At 64.8% G+C, this 16,149-nt stretch carries 18 protein-coding genes; 12 read left to right on the top strand and 6 right to left on the bottom strand.

The features are described from left to right. On the top strand, window positions 1-2,697 hold the full coding sequence (secA, locus tag V6M39_RS17745) for a preprotein translocase subunit SecA (protein WP_332645148.1): 2,697 nt from the start codon (window positions 1-3) through the stop codon (window positions 2,695-2,697). Window positions 2,698-2,754: 57 nt separating this feature from the next. On the opposite strand, the gene V6M39_RS17740 is transcribed toward secA, so the two are convergent. Next, window positions 2,755-3,237 (bottom strand): Rv3235 family protein, encoded by a 483-nt coding sequence (locus tag V6M39_RS17740; RefSeq protein ID WP_332645147.1) that lies wholly within the window; start codon window positions 3,235-3,237, stop codon window positions 2,755-2,757. Beyond that, window positions 3,234-3,815: a LysM peptidoglycan-binding domain-containing protein gene (locus V6M39_RS17735; RefSeq protein ID WP_332645146.1), complete on the bottom strand. Its 582-nt coding sequence runs from the start codon at window positions 3,813-3,815 to the stop codon at window positions 3,234-3,236. The genes V6M39_RS17740 and V6M39_RS17735 overlap by 4 nt, the downstream gene beginning before the upstream one ends. A gap of 123 nt (window positions 3,816-3,938) precedes the next feature. On the opposite strand from V6M39_RS17735, the gene V6M39_RS17730 reads away from it, so the two are divergent. After that, on the top strand, window positions 3,939-4,442 hold the full coding sequence (locus tag V6M39_RS17730; RefSeq protein WP_332645145.1) for a hypothetical protein: 504 nt from the start codon (window positions 3,939-3,941) through the stop codon (window positions 4,440-4,442). On the opposite strand, the gene V6M39_RS17725 is transcribed toward V6M39_RS17730, so the two are convergent. Further along, window positions 4,426-4,701 carry a helix-turn-helix domain-containing protein gene (locus V6M39_RS17725; RefSeq protein ID WP_442880838.1) on the bottom strand — a complete coding sequence of 92 codons (276 nt, stop codon included), beginning with the start codon at window positions 4,699-4,701 and terminating at the stop codon, window positions 4,426-4,428. The genes V6M39_RS17730 and V6M39_RS17725 overlap by 17 nt on opposite strands. A 110-nt stretch (window positions 4,702-4,811) precedes the next feature. Between V6M39_RS17725 and V6M39_RS17720 the strand changes: the two genes are divergently transcribed. The 6 genes from V6M39_RS17720 to dapE all read left to right on the top strand — a co-directional run bounded on the left by V6M39_RS17720 (window position 4,812) and on the right by dapE (window position 10,290). Next, window positions 4,812-5,435, top strand: a complete 624-nt coding sequence (locus V6M39_RS17720; protein ID WP_332645144.1) for a hypothetical protein — start codon at window positions 4,812-4,814, stop codon at window positions 5,433-5,435. Then, window positions 5,435-6,565: an AAA family ATPase gene (locus V6M39_RS17715; protein ID WP_332645143.1), complete on the top strand. Its 1,131-nt coding sequence runs from the start codon at window positions 5,435-5,437 to the stop codon at window positions 6,563-6,565. The genes V6M39_RS17720 and V6M39_RS17715 overlap by 1 nt, the downstream gene beginning before the upstream one ends. A gap of 57 nt (window positions 6,566-6,622) precedes the next feature. Next, a complete protein-coding gene (locus tag V6M39_RS17710) occupies window positions 6,623-8,014 on the top strand; it encodes a wax ester/triacylglycerol synthase family O-acyltransferase (RefSeq protein ID WP_332645142.1) in 1,392 nt (463 codons plus the stop codon). Between the two features lie 167 nt (window positions 8,015-8,181). Then, a complete protein-coding gene (locus V6M39_RS17705; RefSeq protein ID WP_332645141.1) occupies window positions 8,182-8,475 on the top strand; it encodes a hypothetical protein in 294 nt (97 codons plus the stop codon). A gap of 43 nt (window positions 8,476-8,518) precedes the next feature. Further along, window positions 8,519-9,193, top strand: coding sequence for a VOC family protein (locus V6M39_RS17700; RefSeq protein WP_332645140.1), 675 nt, complete (start codon window positions 8,519-8,521; stop codon window positions 9,191-9,193). Window positions 9,194-9,231: 38 nt separating this feature from the next. Continuing rightward, window positions 9,232-10,290, top strand: coding sequence for a succinyl-diaminopimelate desuccinylase (gene dapE, locus V6M39_RS17695; protein ID WP_332645139.1), 1,059 nt, complete (start codon window positions 9,232-9,234; stop codon window positions 10,288-10,290). A gap of 73 nt (window positions 10,291-10,363) precedes the next feature. On the opposite strand, the gene V6M39_RS17690 is transcribed toward dapE, so the two are convergent. After that, window positions 10,364-12,244, bottom strand: coding sequence for an ABC transporter ATP-binding protein (locus V6M39_RS17690; RefSeq protein ID WP_332645138.1), 1,881 nt, complete (start codon window positions 12,242-12,244; stop codon window positions 10,364-10,366). A gap of 98 nt (window positions 12,245-12,342) precedes the next feature. Between V6M39_RS17690 and V6M39_RS17685 the strand changes: the two genes are divergently transcribed. Next, window positions 12,343-13,071, top strand: a complete 729-nt coding sequence (locus V6M39_RS17685; RefSeq protein WP_332645137.1) for a TIGR00730 family Rossman fold protein — start codon at window positions 12,343-12,345, stop codon at window positions 13,069-13,071. On the opposite strand, the gene folP is transcribed toward V6M39_RS17685, so the two are convergent. Then, window positions 13,068-13,946 (bottom strand): dihydropteroate synthase, encoded by an 879-nt coding sequence (gene folP / locus V6M39_RS17680; RefSeq protein WP_332645136.1) that lies wholly within the window; start codon window positions 13,944-13,946, stop codon window positions 13,068-13,070. The genes V6M39_RS17685 and folP overlap by 4 nt on opposite strands. Window positions 13,947-13,956: 10 nt before the next feature. On the opposite strand from folP, the gene V6M39_RS17675 reads away from it, so the two are divergent. Both V6M39_RS17675 and V6M39_RS17670 read left to right on the top strand, forming a co-directional pair. Then, window positions 13,957-14,514, top strand: a complete 558-nt coding sequence (locus V6M39_RS17675; protein ID WP_332645135.1) for a DNA-3-methyladenine glycosylase I — start codon at window positions 13,957-13,959, stop codon at window positions 14,512-14,514. Window positions 14,515-14,559: 45 nt separating this feature from the next. Then, window positions 14,560-15,153, top strand: coding sequence for a hypothetical protein (locus V6M39_RS17670; RefSeq protein ID WP_332645134.1), 594 nt, complete (start codon window positions 14,560-14,562; stop codon window positions 15,151-15,153). Window positions 15,154-15,157: 4 nt separating this feature from the next. Here the strand turns inward: V6M39_RS17670 and V6M39_RS17665 are convergent, their stop codons facing one another. Next, complete coding sequence (locus tag V6M39_RS17665) at window positions 15,158-15,961, bottom strand: enoyl-CoA hydratase-related protein (protein WP_332645133.1); 804 nt, start codon at window positions 15,959-15,961, stop codon at window positions 15,158-15,160. Between the two features lie 107 nt (window positions 15,962-16,068). On the opposite strand from V6M39_RS17665, the gene V6M39_RS17660 reads away from it, so the two are divergent. Further along, on the top strand, window positions 16,069-16,149 hold an 81-nt coding region (locus V6M39_RS17660; RefSeq protein WP_332645149.1), incomplete at its 3' end, for a DUF3117 domain-containing protein.

The following is a 16,149-nucleotide window of genomic DNA, read 5'->3' as shown; positions in this document are numbered from 1 at the left end:
ATGGGCGAAGGCAAGATCCTCAAGCAGCTCGAGGCGATTGCCAAGCAGGTGAATGCGCTCGAGGACGAGTTCAAGGCCATGAGCGATGACGAGCTGCGCGGTATGACCGACGAGTTCAAGGGCCGGTTGGCCGATGGCGAGTCCATCGACGACCTGATGCCTGAGGCGTTCGCGACCGTACGTGAGGCTGCCTGGCGCGTGCTCGGCCAGCGTCACTTCGACGTACAGATCATGGGTGGCGCCGCGCTGCACCTGGGCAACATTGCCGAGATGAAGACCGGTGAGGGCAAGACCCTCGTCTCGACCCTGCCGGCCTACCTCAACGCGCTCGAGGGCAAGGGTGTCCACGTCGTCACAGTCAACGACTACCTCGCCAAGTACCACGCCGAGTGGATGGGTCGAGTGCACCACTTCTTGGGTCTCTCGGTCGGCCAGATTCTGCCGAGCATGAGCCCCAACGAGCGTCGCGAGTCATACGCTGCCGACATCACCTACGGAACCAACAACGAGTTCGGGTTCGACTACCTCCGCGACAACATGGCCGACAACATTGCCGACTGTGTCCAGCGCGGCCACAACTTCGCGATTGTCGACGAGGTCGACTCGATCCTGATCGACGAGGCTCGTACGCCGTTGATCATCTCGGGCCCGACCGAGGACGAGGTCAAGTGGTACGGCGAGTTCGCCCGCATCGTCGGCGCGATGAAGCTCGACGAGCACTACGAGGTCGACGAGAAGAAGCGCACGATCGCCGTGACCGAGGAGGGCATCGACCGGGTCGAGGACCAGCTCGGCATCGACAACCTCTACGACTCAGTCAACACGCCGCTGATCGGCTTCCTCAACAACGCGATCAAGGCCAAGGAGCTCTTCAAGAACGACAAGGACTATGTCGTCATCGAGGGCGAGGTCCTGATCGTCGACGAGCACACTGGACGCATCCTCGACGGCCGCCGCTACAACGAGGGTCTGCACCAGGCGATCGAGGCCAAGGAGGGCGTGCGCATCCGTGAGGAGTACCAGACCCTCGCCACGATCACGCTGCAGAACTACTTCCGTCTCTACGCCAAGCTCGGCGGCATGACCGGTACGGCACTCACCGAGGCTTCGGAGTTCGACAAGATCTACAAGCTCGGCGTCGTCCCGATCCCGACCAACCGTCCCGTCGGTCGTGTCGACCAGCCCGACCTCGTCTATCGCACTGAGCAGGCGAAGTTCGACGCCGTCGTCGAGGACATTGTCACGCGTCACGGGAACGGCCAGCCGATCCTCGTTGGTACGACCAGCGTCGCCAAGAGCGAACGCCTCTCCAAGCAGCTCAAGAAGCGCGGTGTCCCGCACGAGGTGCTCAACGCCAAGCAGCACGATCGCGAAGCCGCGATCGTCGCGATGGCTGGTCACAAGGGTGCAGTCACGGTCGCCACCAACATGGCGGGCCGCGGTACCGACATCATGCTCGGCGGCAGCGTCGAGTTCCTTGCGGATGCAGCACTGCGTGCCAAGGGTCTCGACCCGCTCGAGGACTCTGAGGCGTACGAAGCCGCTTGGCCCGCCGAGCTCAAGAAGGTCGAGGCGCAGGTTGCCTCTGAGCACGACGAAGTGACCGCTGCCGGCGGCCTCGCCGTGATCGGCACGGAGCGTCACGAGTCGCGTCGCATCGACAACCAGCTGCGCGGACGTTCTGGCCGCCAGGGTGACCCGGGCGAGACGCGCTTCTATCTGTCGCTCGAGGACGACCTGATGCGACTGTTCAAGTCGGACTGGGTCAACTGGGTGCTCCAGAAGATGAAGATCCCCGATGACCAGCCGATCGAGGACAAGCGCGTCACGGGCGCGATCGCATCGGCGCAGGGTCAGGTCGAGGCGCAGAACTTCGAGACTCGCAAGAACATCCTCAAGTACGACGACGTCATGAGCCGTCAGCGTGAGGTCATCTACACCGAGCGTCGCGAGGTGCTCGAGGGCCAGGACATGAACGAGTGGGTCCGCTCGATGATCGGCGAAGTCACCGGCGCCTACATCGACGGTGCCACCGAAGGATTCCCCGAGGAATGGGAGCTGGACCAGCTCTGGACCGCTCTCGGAACGCTCTACCCGGTCAGCGTCACGATCGAGGGCGTCGAGTCCGAGGCTGGTGGCCGTGAGGCGTTGTCGCGTGAGGGCCTCAAGGAGGTCATCGGTGCTGATGCGCTGTCGGCGTACGAGAAGCGCGAGAGCGAGCTTGGCGAAGAAGTCATGCGTGAGCTCGAACGCCGCGTCGTGCTGAGCGTGCTCGACCGCAAGTGGCGTGAGCATCTCTACGAGATGGACTACCTGCGTGAGGGCATTGGTCTGCGCGCCTACTCGCAGCGCGATCCGCTGGTCGAGTACCAGCGCGAGGGCTACGACCTGTTCAACGCCATGATGGAAGGCATTGCCGAGGAGTCGGTGGGCTTCCTGTTCAACCTGGACGTCCAGGTCGAAGCGGCTGAAGAGTCTGAGCCGCAGCTGACCGCCAAGGGACTGGGTGGCGAGAAGAAGCAGCAGGCGCTGTCCTACTCGGCTCCGAGCGAAGACGGCGAAGCCGAGGTACGTGGTGAGTCGGCCTCCGCATCAACTGAGACTCCGGAAGCCGAGGCTCGCCGTCAGGCGAACGCCAAGGCCAAGGCTCGCCAGAAGGCCAAGCAGCAGCGAAAGAGCCGCAAAAACAATCGCTAGATGTGCACCCAACGCGGGTGATCGAGTGATCGTGAAGGACGAGCGATCGTATCGAGATCAAGCCCAGACGAGTGCTGTGCACCGCCATACGCGGTCGCCTCGATGAGTCGTTTGCAGTTCCAAGCGGACGGCGAGGGCGCGCGAGCGACCGCGATGCACCATGCGTCCGGCGATCTCGGCCGCTTCGTCATGCACCATCGCAACGTGTACTGAGACGATCCGGGCACCGCGCGCTGCTGTTGGCCGCCTCGGCGTACGGGCGTGGGCGGCCAGCCGGGTGCTGAGCTGCTCGTACACGTGTGGCGCCATCCACGGCCCCATCTGGCGTACGGGACGTTCACCCGACAGCACCTCGACGAGTGCCTGCATGAACCGTGCCGAGCGGTCACGCAACGGCTTGGCATCGCCGCGCTCGACGGGTGCGGGAAGCACCGACGTCATCCCGGGGAATGGCAGCGGTATCTGACCCGGAGACGGCTCGACGACGCCGGTGAAGGACGGCCGAACGATGGGAACTGACAAGGCGGTGGCTGACTTCATGGCACGTCCTTTGAAGGTGGAGTCTTTGAAGGTGGAGTGAGGCGCTGTTGCGGGTGGATCAGGTCTGGGTCGGCGCCGATGACAGCGCGGTTGGTGGCATACCAGCGAGCACAGGCGGAGGCGATCTCGGAATCTGTGGCGCCGGGAGGGAGCGACCGAGCGGCAATCGCCCACAGCGTGTCGCCGGGTCTGACGACGATCGACGAGCTGGTCGCACCTGACGTGACAGGGCGATCGGGAAGGCGAAGGCCATCGAGCTGGTGGCGAGCCGGCGAGTTCACGCGCTCGGCGTGCACTGGTGTTAGGGCGAGTGCTCCTGCCGCGCCCGCGAACAATGCGCGGCGCATCAGTGCTGGGGTCAACGCCCGGGCCAATCGCGAAGAGGAGCGACTGACGCAGATGACGAAGAGCACCCAGCACGCCACGGCGAGCTGGACCAGAGACGCAATCGCGAGCAAGGCCTGAGGAAAGTCCCGTCCGGTCGCCACCACGAAGGTCGCGCCGAGGTCGGGCGCGATCAGCCACACGCTGGCCGCGGCCAATGCTGCAAGCACCCATCCACTGCGCGAAAGAAACATCCCCGAATGTCCTTTGACTACGTTTGATAACGTTTGACATCAGACAAGACCGTTTGGAGTCGGTTGTCAACCCTGGGTTTCGAGGGATGTGAACCAGAGCTCGGGCTGAGATAGCGTCCGCACATGCGATGGGAACGGCTCTTCCACGAACTCGAGGCTCAGGTCGGTGATCTCGAGATGCAGGAACGCGATGCCCTGGTCGAAGAGCTGCGCGATGGAGAGTGGGCCGAGACATCATGGAGGTCGTTGCTGGGCGGAGCTGTCGTCGTCGACGTGATTGGTGTCGGTCGTATCGAAGGTGAGTGCGTGCTGGCTAATGAGCAGGTCGTTCAGCTGCGCAGCGGTCGAGCGGAGCACGTCATCAGCTCGAAAGCCGTCGCAGCGATCATTTCGTCTGAGCGACGGGCCGAACCCTCGTCGACTGTGTCATCGGCTTTGGGCTGGGGTCACGTGTTTCGCGCGTTGCGTACTGAAGGAGATCATCTGCAATTGCAGATGATCACTGGGTCGACCATCGACGGGTTCATCGATGTGGTCGGTGCCGACTTCGTACGGATTCGCCAGGAGTCAGGCCGCAGTCAGACCGTGACCTTTGGCGCAGTGGCAGTTGTCAGCGGTCGGACGTGACGTCGTCGGCGTGGTCGAGATTGTCGGCGCGCGCATACTGGCGAGAGATGTAGTCCTCGAGCTCGACAGCCTCGATACGCCACTGACCACGGCCTCCGATCTGGATGCCGCGAAGGTCGCCTGACCGCACCAGCGCGTAGACCTGGCGCACCGTGACATTGAGAACCTCAGCGACGTCTGCCAGCGTGAGGAACCTCGGGGTGAGGGGCGGCATGGCCTCAGTTTCCCACGTCGTGGTGTCAGCGTCGCGCTGGCCCATCAGCCCTGTGGACAAGGTCGGTGGGGTCTGGACTAACCCGCGTGGGATTCGGTAGAACAATCCCTATGATCTGGCGGGGGCCTGATGATTCGGGGCAGACAAAGAGTGCAATGGCGTCGCGATTGCACCACCGACCGTGGCGGGATCCGCGGCTGCTGATCGGCGTGCTGCTGGTGCTGGGATCCACGATCCTGGGTGCTCGTCTGGTCGCGGCGGCGGACGACACGGTGCGCTACTGGGCGCTCGATCGAGCGGTGGCGCCGGGGGATTCCGTGAGAGCCGCCGACCTCGTCGCCGTCCGCGTGCATCTGTCATCCAAGGTCTCGGCCAACTATGTACGAGCGGACGAGGAGTTCCCGGAACCGCTCGACGCCCTCCAATGGGGTGAGCGCGGGACGGCGGGCTCGCTGGTCGAACGCGCCTCGCTTCTCCCCAAGTCGAAGCTCGGACGCAGCCAGCTCCCGTTGAGCGTTGTTGCCGGCGCGTCGCCGGCCGATCTCGCTCGTGGTGATCTGGTCGATGTGTGGGTGGGGCCTGGGCCGGGTGACGAGCCCGAAGACAAGGCCGTACGGGTTCTGGAAGCCGTACGCATTGTCGAGACGGGTGATGAGTCCGCCTCGCTCGGCGGATCGCTCGCGCAGACCGTGCTCGTCGATGTGGCCGACACCCAGCTCGAAGGCTCGGTTATCGGCACTGTCGCCTCAGGTCACGTGACCCTCGTACGAGTCTCGTGATGGATGTCGTTCTCGCGGCAGGCGGCGCCCCTTGGGAGACGGCAGCCATCAGTGAGATCGAAGGGTCGAGCAACCTCAGACTCGTACGCCGCTGCGTCGACGTTGCCGATCTCCTCGCGATTGCGGACATGGACATTGCACGTGCCGCGCTCGTGCACACGGAGCTGACCGGGCTCGACGCGGACTCCGTACATCGGCTCGAGAGATCGGGTGTTCGCGTGGCAGCCGTCGAAGCAGATGATGACCGGTGCAGCGGTCTCGGAATCGCCCGCCGAGTCGCGCTGGGCGCGCTGGACGTCCTCATCCGTGACACCGTTGAGCCCGTCGATCAGCGCGCCGAGGACAGGGGCTCGATCGTCGCCGTGTGGGGACCGGCGGGTGCGCCTGGCCGCAGCTCCGTGGCTCTGGGAGTCGCTGCTGCGGCCGCTGCCAAGGGCGTCGACACGGTTCTCGTGGACGGCGACACGTATGGCGGGTCATTGGCGCAGATGTTGGCCGTGCTGGATGACGTGAGTGGACTCATGGCCGCGTGCCGTGCCGCCAACAACGGTCATGCCGGTCAGGTTGGCGATCACCTCCTCGCCATCGGTCCGCAGCTGCGGCTGCTCACCGGGCTGCCCCGTGCTGACATGTGGCCTCAGGTCCGCTCTGGCGCCCTGGAGCTGGTGCTGCGTCAGCTCCGAATGACTGCTGAGCTTGTCATAGTCGACTGTGGATTCAGTCTCGAACCGGCGCACGGTTCGACTGCTCGCAACCAAGCGACGCTTCAGGCACTGGAGCAGGCCGATCAAGTGGTCGCGGTGGGAAGGGCGGACCCAGTCGGACTGGCGCGTCTCGTGCGCGGCGTTCATGACCTGGCCGATGTGCGCCGCGGCGCCAACCCGCCGATCGTGGTCATCAACATGATGAGGCCGACGCTGGGATGGAAGGAGCGTGACGTCGACGCGACGTTGCGCCGTCTCACTGGACTGGCCACGGCGTCATTCCTGCCGTTCGATCAGTCGGCTATTGATGCGGCTCTGATGTCGGGACGATCGCCGCGCGACACGTCTCCGGCGTCACCGTTCGTAGCACGTATCGAAGTGCTGGCCAAGCAGCTCGTGAGTCGCAGCACAGTCTCAACCTCCTGACAGTGCGCCGGTGGTAACTTCTCTGCAGGTCGCGTCGTCGTTTCTGTCAGGAGAGCCATGCAACGGTTGAGCCCGCTGGATGCGATGTTTCTGGCGCAGGACAGCCCTACCGTTCCCCGGCAGATCGCCTCTCTCGCCATCCTGGAGCCCGGCAAGAGCGGTCTCGACTACGACCGGCTGATCCATGTCATCAACGAACGCATCGACCTGGTCCCTCGCTATCGCCAGGTTCCGCGCGGCGTCGGCATCGGTGCACCCGTGTGGCTCGACGACGAGAACTTCGACATCTCGATGCACGTACGCCGGTCGGCGCTTCCACGTCCCGGCTCCAAAGAAGCCCTCGACGAGCTCGTCGGAAGGCTGATCGCCCGACGCCTCGATCTGGACCGACCGTTGTGGGAGCTCTACCTGATCGAGGGTCTGGCAGGGGATCGGGTCGCCTTGTTGTTCAAGGCGCACCAGGCGCTGGTCGATGGCTCGGAGACGGTTGACCTGGCGCAGGTCCTGCTCGAGGAGACCGCCAAAGAACGCGACATCCCGCACGAGGACTGGAATCCGCGCTCGCAGCCGACCTCGGCTGCCCTGTTCGCTGGCACCCTCAACCAGACCGTCAGGAATCCTCGTGAGGCCATCCGCGTCGCCGAGGTGGCTCTGGGCCGCTTGTCCCGACTGCTTCCTGGCTCAGAAGCCCAGGCGCCACACAGTGTCCTGTCGACCGAGTTGTCGCGTCATCGTCGCTTCTCGTCGCTGGCCGCTGACCTCGATGATTTCCGCAAGGTTCGTGATGCCCACGGCGGCACCGTCAACGACGTGATCCTTGCGGCGATCACCGGCGGCATCCGTGGCTGGATGCTGACTCGCGCCGAGCCTGTCACCGCCAAGACGCGCTTCAGGGCCATGGTGCCTATGTCAGTCGTGTCGGATGACGGACTCCCGACGTCGCTCGGCTCCAAGGTGCGCGGTCATTTGCTGTCCCTGCCGGTCGGCGAGACCAACCCGGTCGTACGGCTGCACCAGGTCTCGTACGCGTTGAAGGACCACCGCGAGACTGGTTCCGCTGTCGCGGCCAACAAGCTGGCCAACCTTCCGGGCTTCGCCACCTCGACCTTCCACGCTGTTGGTTCGCGCGTCGCTGCGTCCGAAGAAGGACGCGGCCACCAGATCGTCATCACGAATGTGCCAGGACCTCAGGATCCCGTGTACATGGCGGGTGAGGCGATCACCGAGGTCTATCCCTGCATTCCGTTGAGTGGCAGCCGCGCGGTGGCCATCGGCGTCACCTCCTACACGAACAAGGTGTTCTTCGGCATCGTCGGCGATCGCGATGCGGTGCCCGACGTCGACGTACTCGCGCAATGCATCGAGGACGCAGTGCTTGAGCTCGTCGAGACGGTCGACAAGCGGAGCACCCATGCGCCGCGTGGCCGACAGCGTCCCACCAAGGCCTAGGGTGTGCCTCCCAATTCGATGGTCGGCTCGCGCGGCCCCGCATCCCGCCTGGCGGCGTTATCGTCGGTCGACGGTCAACCCCGGACCGCCTCCCTCCTCTGCCTTGCCAGCCGAGCGCGGATGCCACGCGCCCCGCTCGACCACCAATTGAGAGGCACACCCTAGCCATGCGGATCTATTTAGCAGTCGACGCCGAGCTGCTGGAGCGGCTCGCTGCAGGCGAGCGCATCAGCGCCCCAGCGTTCAGGGCTGAGAGCGAGGACGAAGAGGACGAGCTCGCGGCCCTTGAGGAAGCAGCCCAGCACGGGTCCGTCGTCGCGGCAGCGGATGTGGACGGCACCGATGACGTCACGCTCGAGGACATCGCGTCGTTTCACGTCGATCTCGACGGCACGGGCGACCTGGCGTGGTTCGCGACACAGGAGATCGACGCTGTGATCCGCGAGGCGCAGAAGCGTTAGCGCAGCTCTCGCGTACGTCCGAGGTGCGTGGCAGGCTGAACGTATGGCACTCGTGACCTACAAAGACCTCTGCATCGACGCCTGCGACGTCGCCGCGATGGAGGGATTCTGGGCTCGTACGCTCGGGCTCACCAGCGAGGTGCTCGCCGACGGTGATGCTGTGCTCAAGGGGGATGACCCGTCCAAGACGGTGTGGATCAACCTCGTCCCGGAGGCATTGAGCGTCAAGCAACGCGTGCACATCGACGTCAACGCCGCGTCGCTCGAACCGTTCTCGGTGCTGGAGCAGCAGTCCAAGGACGGTGAGTTCCCCTGGACCGTGTTCCTCGATCCCGAGGGCGGCGAGTTCTGCGTCTTCGTGCGCGATGAAGTCGACGCCTACCTCTTCTACGAAGTCTGCGTCGATGCGGTTGACCACCAGAAGATCACTGCCTGGTGGGCTGACGTGATGGGCGGCAACCTCGGCCACGACAAGCAGGGATTCTCCTGGATCGACAAAGTGCCCGGCGTGCCGTTCGAAGGATTCTCGTTCGCCACCGTGCCCGAGCCAAAGACCGTCAAGAACCGCATCCACTGGGACGTCACCCTCAACGATGGAGTCACGGTGGATGACCTCGTGGCGAAGGGAGCCTCGGTGCTCCGAGCTCCTGACAACGAGATCAGCTGGACGATCATGGCCGATCCCGAGGGCAACGAGTTCTGCGTCTTCGACCGCTGATCGCACGCCTTGTCGATCGAGCGTGATGGAATGAACCTGTGCCCCTCGACCTGAACACTGACGTCGTCACCCTGACCGCTGCCCTGGTCGACATCGCTTCGGAGAGCCTCGACGAGAAGCAGATTGCCGATGACGTCGAGGCTGCACTCACCTCGGCTGCACATCTCAAGATCGAGCGTGTGGGCCATACGATCGTCGCCCGCACCGACCTGGGCCGAGCCGAACGAGTCGTGATTGCAGGTCACCTCGACACCGTGCCTGCCAATGGCAACTTCCCGTCGCGCCTCGAAGGCGACATCCTGCACGGGCTCGGGAGCTGCGACATGAAGGGCGGAGTCGCGGTCGCTCTGCTGCTCGCAGCGCACATCGCTGAGCCGGTGCGCGACGTCACCTATGTGTTCTACGACGGCGAGGAGATCGCTGCGGAGTTCAACGGTCTCGGCAAGCTCGCGCGTACGCGGCCCGATCTCCTTGCCGGCGATCTCGCGATCCTGATGGAGCCGACCGCCGCCGGTATCGAGGCGGGTTGCCAAGGCACCATGCGTGCCGACATCCGGACAACTGGTGAACGGGCTCACTCGGCTCGCTCGTGGATGGGGTCGAATGCGATCCATGCGCTCTCGCCGGTGCTCGATCGGCTCATGACCTACGTACCTCGTGAGGTCGAGATCGACGGGTTGACCTATCGAGAGGGCCTGAACGCAGTCGGCATCAGCGGGGGAGTCGCCGGCAATGTCGTGCCCGACGAAGCCGTCGTCTCGGTCAACTTCCGTTTTGCGCCTGACCGCACCGAGGAGGAGGCGCACCGCCACCTTCAGGAGGTCTTTGAAGGCTTTGGGTTGATGCTGACCGACTCAGCGCCGGGCGCGCTGCCGGGACTCACCCAGCCCGCCACTGCGGCATTTGCCGCGACGGTTGGCGGCGAGGTCAAGCCGAAGTTCGGCTGGACCGATGTCGCGCAGTTCACCGTGCTCGGCATACCCGCGATCAACTACGGCCCCGGCGATCCGATATTTGCGCACAAGGCGGACGAGCACGTCCCTGTCGAGCAGCTCCGCCGCGTTCACCAGACGATGTCGGCTTGGCTGAGGCCATAGACCATCCGCGATTTGTGACACCCACGGCGCAACGGAGGCGCGATAGCGCCTTCAGCGTCACAAATCGCGGGGTCTAGACCGGTTCTGCGATCGGTCCTTGATCGAACTGCGTGCGATAGAGCTCTTCATAGCGCCCACCTTGCGCGAGCAGCTCGGTGTGATTGCCCCGCTCAACGATCCGGCCGTCCTCGACGACGAGGATGAGGTCGGCCGCTCGTACGGTCGACAGCCGGTGTGCGATGACGAGCGATGTGCGGCCAGTCAGCGCTGCGGAGAGCGCTTCCTGCACCGCGGCCTCTGAGGTCGAGTCGAGGTGAGCGGTTGCCTCGTCGAGGATCACCAGCTGCGGGCGCGCCAGCAGCAACCTGGCGATCGTCAGGCGCTGACGCTCTCCACCGGACAGGCGGTAGCCGCGCTCGCCGACGACTGTGTCGAGCCCGTCGGACAATGAGCGGATGAGGTCGTCGAGCCGCGCGTCGTGCAGCGCGGCCCAGAGCTCGTCCTCGGTTGCCTCGGGACGCGAGAGGAGGAGGTTGGAGCGTACGGACTCGTGGAACAGGTGACCGTCCTGGGTCGCCATGCCGAGGGTGCGCCGAATCGATGACAGCGTCAGATCGCGTACGTCGACACCGTTGAGGCGGATCGCTCCGCTGTCGACGTCGTACAGGCGCGGCACGAGACTCGCGATCGTCGACTTGCCAGCACCTGACGTACCGACCAGAGCGACGAGCTGACCGGGCTGGACGGTGAATGACACGTTGTGGAGCACGTCCACGCCGCCCCGGCTGTCGAGCTGAGCGACCTCCTCGAGCGATGCGAGCGAGACCTTGTCGGCCGATGGGTAGGCAAACGTGACGTCATCGAACTCAACGGTCACCGGTCCGCTCGGCAGGTCCGTTGCATCCGGCTTCTCGGCGATCAGCGGCTTGAGGTCGAGAACCTCGAACACCCGCTCAAAGCTGACGACAGCGCTCATGACCTCGACGCGTGCGCTGGCCAGAGCGGTCAGTGGCGCGTAGAGCCGGGTGAGCAGGAGAGCCATGGCCACGACATCGCCGGGATCGAGCGAGCCGCGGAGCGCATAGAAGCCGCCGAGTCCGTAGACGACGGCCAGAGCGAGAGCCGAGACCGTGGTCAATGCGGTGACGAAGATCGACTGCAGCATCGCCGACTTCACGCCGATGTCGCGTACGCGACGGGCTCGGGCGGCGAACTCGATCGACTCCTGCTCGGGGCGGCCGTAGAGCTTGACCAGCGTGGCGCCGGGGGCCGAGAAGCGCTCGGTCATCCGGGTGCTCATCGTGGCGTTGTAGTCGGCGGCCTCGCGCCGCATCGCCGCCAATCGACTGCCCATGCGGCGGGCGGGAATGACGAACACTGGCAGCAGGATCAGCGCAACGAGGGTGATCTGCCACGAGATGCTCAGCATGACGACGAGGGCAAGAGTCAGGGTCACGAGGTTGCTGACGACGCCCGAAAGGGTGTCGCTGAAGGCACGTTGCGCGCCGAGCACATCGTTGTTGAGCCGGCTGACGAGCGCGCCGGTACGCGTACGGGTGAAGAAGGCGACCGGCATCCGCTGCACGTGATCGAACACCTTGGTGCGCAGATCGAGGATCAAGCCTTCGCCGATGTTGGCCGACAGCCAACGGGTGAAGATGCCGAATCCAGCATCAGCGAGGGCGATCAGGGCGATCAGTCCGGCGAGCCTGAAGACCGTGCTGCGTGGGTCGCCATCAACGATCGCGTTGACGACCTGACCGGCCAGTACGGGTGTCGCCACCGCGAGCACCGCCGTGACGACGCTCATGATCAGGAACAGCACCAGCATGCGCTTGTGCGGGACCGCGAACGAGGCGATGCGCCGCAACGTCTCGCGGGTCACCTTGTGCGAGCCCTGGCTGTTCATCATCGTGCGGTGCAGCGCGGACCATGCCGTCGCATCCATGCTCATGTGCAGTTCTCCAATTGTTCGACCTTCAGTCTCTACCAAGCCACTGACGAACGTACGACCTCACGTCGACTTGAGGTCAACACCGATAGCCTCAAACCATGACTGAACGACGCGAAACTCATAAGGGGCCGATCCGGCTCCGCGGTGACCAGGTGCAGTCCAGCACGACGGATCAGCGGCTTCTCGACTCCCGTGGACCGACTGATTGGGTACACACAGATCCATGGCGTGTGCTGCGCATCCAGTCAGAGTTCGTCGAAGGTTTCGGCGCACTTGCCGAGCTTGGGCCCGCCGTCAGCATCTTTGGCTCAGCGCGTACGAAACCCGAAGATCCGATGTACGAAGCAGCCCGCCAGATTGCCGCGAAGCTTTGCGGTGAGGGCTACGCCGTGATCACGGGCGGCGGCCCCGGCGTCATGGAGGCGGCCAACAAGGGGGCGAGTGAGTGCGGCGGAGTCTCCGTCGGTCTAGGCATCGAGCTCCCGCACGAGCAGGGAATGAACGAGTACGTCGACCTCGGCATCAACTTCCGCTATTTCTTCGTCCGCAAGACGATGTTCGTGAAGTACGCGCAGGGCTACGTGGTCATGCCGGGTGGGTTCGGCACGATGGACGAGCTGTTCGAGGCGATGACGCTGGCTCAGACGGGCAAGATCACGTCGTTCCCGATCGTTCTCTTCGGCACCGAGTACTGGGGCGGCCTGATCGACTGGCTGCGCAACACGATGCTCACGGACTACAAGGTCAGTGCTGAGGACATCGACATGCTGCACATCACCGACGACGTCGACGAAGCGGTCGCCTGGTTCGTGGCCCAGGACATCTAGGCAAGGCCGCGGCGGGCGACCGCCGGTGGCCGGTCGCCCTTGATCGACGCGACCATGTCGAGCACCTGACGCGTCTCGGCGACATTGTGGGCGCGGAAGACGCGCGCTCCGTGCCATGCGGACACGGCAGTGGCCGCCAACGTGCCGGGGAGGCGTCGATCCTTGTCGAGATCGAGAGTTTCGCCCACGAAGTCCTTGTTGGACAGCGCCACCAGCACCGGCCAGCCGGTTGCCACGAGCTCGTCGAGGCGGCGGGTCAATTCGAGGCTGTGGCGGGTGTTCTTGCCGAAGTCGTGCGTCGGGTCGATCAGGATGCCGTCGGCTCGTACACCGGCCGCTACGGCCTTGTCAGCCAGTTCTGTGACGGTGTCGATGACGTCTGCGACGACATCCGCGTACGCAGCGCGGTGCGGGTCCGTACGAGGCCCGATTCCGCCGGTGTGACTGCAGACGATTCCTGCACCGTGTTGGGCGGCGACAGACGCCAACTCCGGGTCGTGGCCCGACCAGGTGTCGTTGACGAGATCGGCGCCCAGCTTGCACAACTCGTCGGCGACCTCACTGCGCCAGGTGTCGATGCTGATGATCAGGTCAGGGAATCGCGACCGCGCCTCAGCGACGAAGTCGGACGTTCGCCGAAGCTCCTCGGCCGCATCGACCTCGGGGCCATAGCCAGCGCGTACGCCACCGACGTCGACGATGTCAGCGCCCTCGGCGACGGCCCTGGCCAGATGCGCGAGGGCGGGCTCCAGATCGAAGGTCGCACCGTTGTCGTAGAACGAGTCCGGCGTGCGATTGATGATCGCCATCAGCGCGAACTCGCCCGGCCCGAACGCGCGCGAACCAAGCCTCAGAGTGTCCGGGGGGCGTGGCACGATCACACCCATGACCCTAGCCAGTGCAGCGGATGGTGTGGTGCGTTGTCCGTGGGGCGACGATCCCGCGATGATCGAATATCACGACACCGAGTGGGGCAAGGAGCTTCGCGGTGATCGTGAGCTGTTCGAGCGGATGTCGCTCGAGGCATTCCAGTCGGGTCTCTCGTGGCTGATCATCCTGCGCAAACGCGAGGGGTTCCGGGAGGCGTTCGCCAACTTCGATCCGGGGGTCGTTGCGACCTTCGGTGACGCCGACGTCGAGCGACTGCTGCAGGATGCTGGCATCGTCCGCAATCGCATGAAGATCGAGGCGACGATCAGCAACGCTCGCACGCTTCTTGGCCTCGATGAGTCGTTCACTGATCTGCTCTGGTCGTTCTCCCCACCTCCCCGCCCGGCGCCGAAGTCGTACGCCGAGGTCACTGCAACCACCCCAGAGTCGATCGCCATGGCCAAGGCGCTCAAGAAGAAGGGTTTCCGATTCTTCGGGCCGACCACCGCCTATGCGCTGATGCAAGCCACCGGCATGGTCAACGACCACCTCGAGGACTGCGTCGCTCGCTGAGGCGTGGCTCCCGGCTATTCGGGTGAAAATACTTACCATCGGAGCATGAGCAACTCCCGCAAGTCGGCACGGTCCCGCAGAGTCCTCGCGGCGACCGCGCTGCTCATCACGGCGGTGATCTTCGCGGCCGGCGCCATTGCCGTCTCGACGATCCCCGTGCTCGTCGGTGCCACGATCTACGCCGTCGGCGCAGGTCTTGTGTCTGCGCGACTCATCGCCAACGATCTCGGTCAGATGCGACGCGACTGGGCGAAGGACCGAGCCGAGATCGCCAACCAAAATCGGCTTCAGACGGCTGCCCGCTCACGGGAGAACACCGCGTTCGCCGAGCAGATGGCTTCACGCATCCGGCACAAGGATGCGCAGATCGAGAACCTTCGCGACTCCTTGGTCACCGCCGAGATCGACCTCGCCAAGACTCGCGAGCGTGTGTCAGCCGAGCGTGCCCGTGTGAACGCCCTGACGGCTGACCTCAGTTCTGCTCAGTCGGACGTCGAGTCGGCTCGTCGCGATCTGATGAAGGCCAATGACGCGCTCGCGGCGAGCGAGGCCGCCGAGATCCAGGCCCGCGCCGAGGTCGTGGCGTGGGAGCAGTCGGTGACCGAGGACCAGCTCCGGCAGCACCAACGCCCAGCCTGATCAGTCAGCGACCGCTGAAGGTTGGCTTCTCCTTGGCGAGGAATGCCTTGACCGCTGCGAGGTGATCCTCGGACGCACCGGTCAGCGCCATCTTCTGCGCCTCTTGGTCCAGCGAGGCAGGCAGATCATTCGTCGCCGAGAACGCCAGCGAGCGCTTGATCGACGCGTACGCCAGCGTCGGCCCATCGGCGAGCGAGCGAGCCAGTGCGGCAACCTCGGCATCGAATGCTTCATCGTCGACGACAGTCGTCGCCATGCCGAGCTCCATCGCTTCGTCGGCGGGAATCGTACGAGGCTGCAGCAGGAGCTGGGTGGCGCGACCGAAGCCCACGAGGCGGGGGAGTGTCCACGATGCACCGGTGTCACACGACAGTGCGATGCCTGCGAAGGCGAGGTTGAACCCTGCCGAGCGACGCAGCAGTCGGAAGTCGGCGGCGAAAGCCAAAGATGCGCCGGCACCTGCGGCGATGCCGTTGACCGCAGCGATCACGGGCTTCGGCATGGTCGCGATCGCGGTGACCGCCGGGTTGTAGTGCTCCTGGACCGTGTCGGACAGCTGGCCCGGATCGTCAGACGTCAGCCCAGCGACGTGTTCCTTGAGGTCTTGGCCGACGCAAAACGCCCGCCCAGTGCCGGTCAGCACCACGCAGCGAGCTTCGCTGTCAGCGGCTGCCTGGTGCAGCGCGTCCCTCAGCGCGACCTTGGTATCGGTGGTCAGGCTGTTCATGGTGTCGGGCCGATTGAACGTCACGGTGGCCACGCCGTCGGCCACCTCGTACGTCACCGGGGGGCTGTTCTGGTCGCTCATGATGGTCTCCTGTGGGACTGCGGTCGAAGGTGTTCGCGCCATAGGCGATAATAGGAGGCACGCGTCCAGCAGTTTCAGCCGGACGCATCGCGACGAGAGGGGAACTGATGGCCGCCATGAAGCCACGGACCGGAGACGGCCCGATGGAGGTCACCAAGGAGGGACGCTGCATCGTCATGCGCGTTCCA

It is taken from the genome of Aeromicrobium sp. (assembly GCF_036675695.1).
In the GTDB taxonomy this organism is placed as follows: Bacteria; Actinomycetota; Actinomycetes; order Propionibacteriales; family Nocardioidaceae; genus Aeromicrobium.
This window is presented reverse-complemented; position numbering and strand designations above follow the sequence as displayed.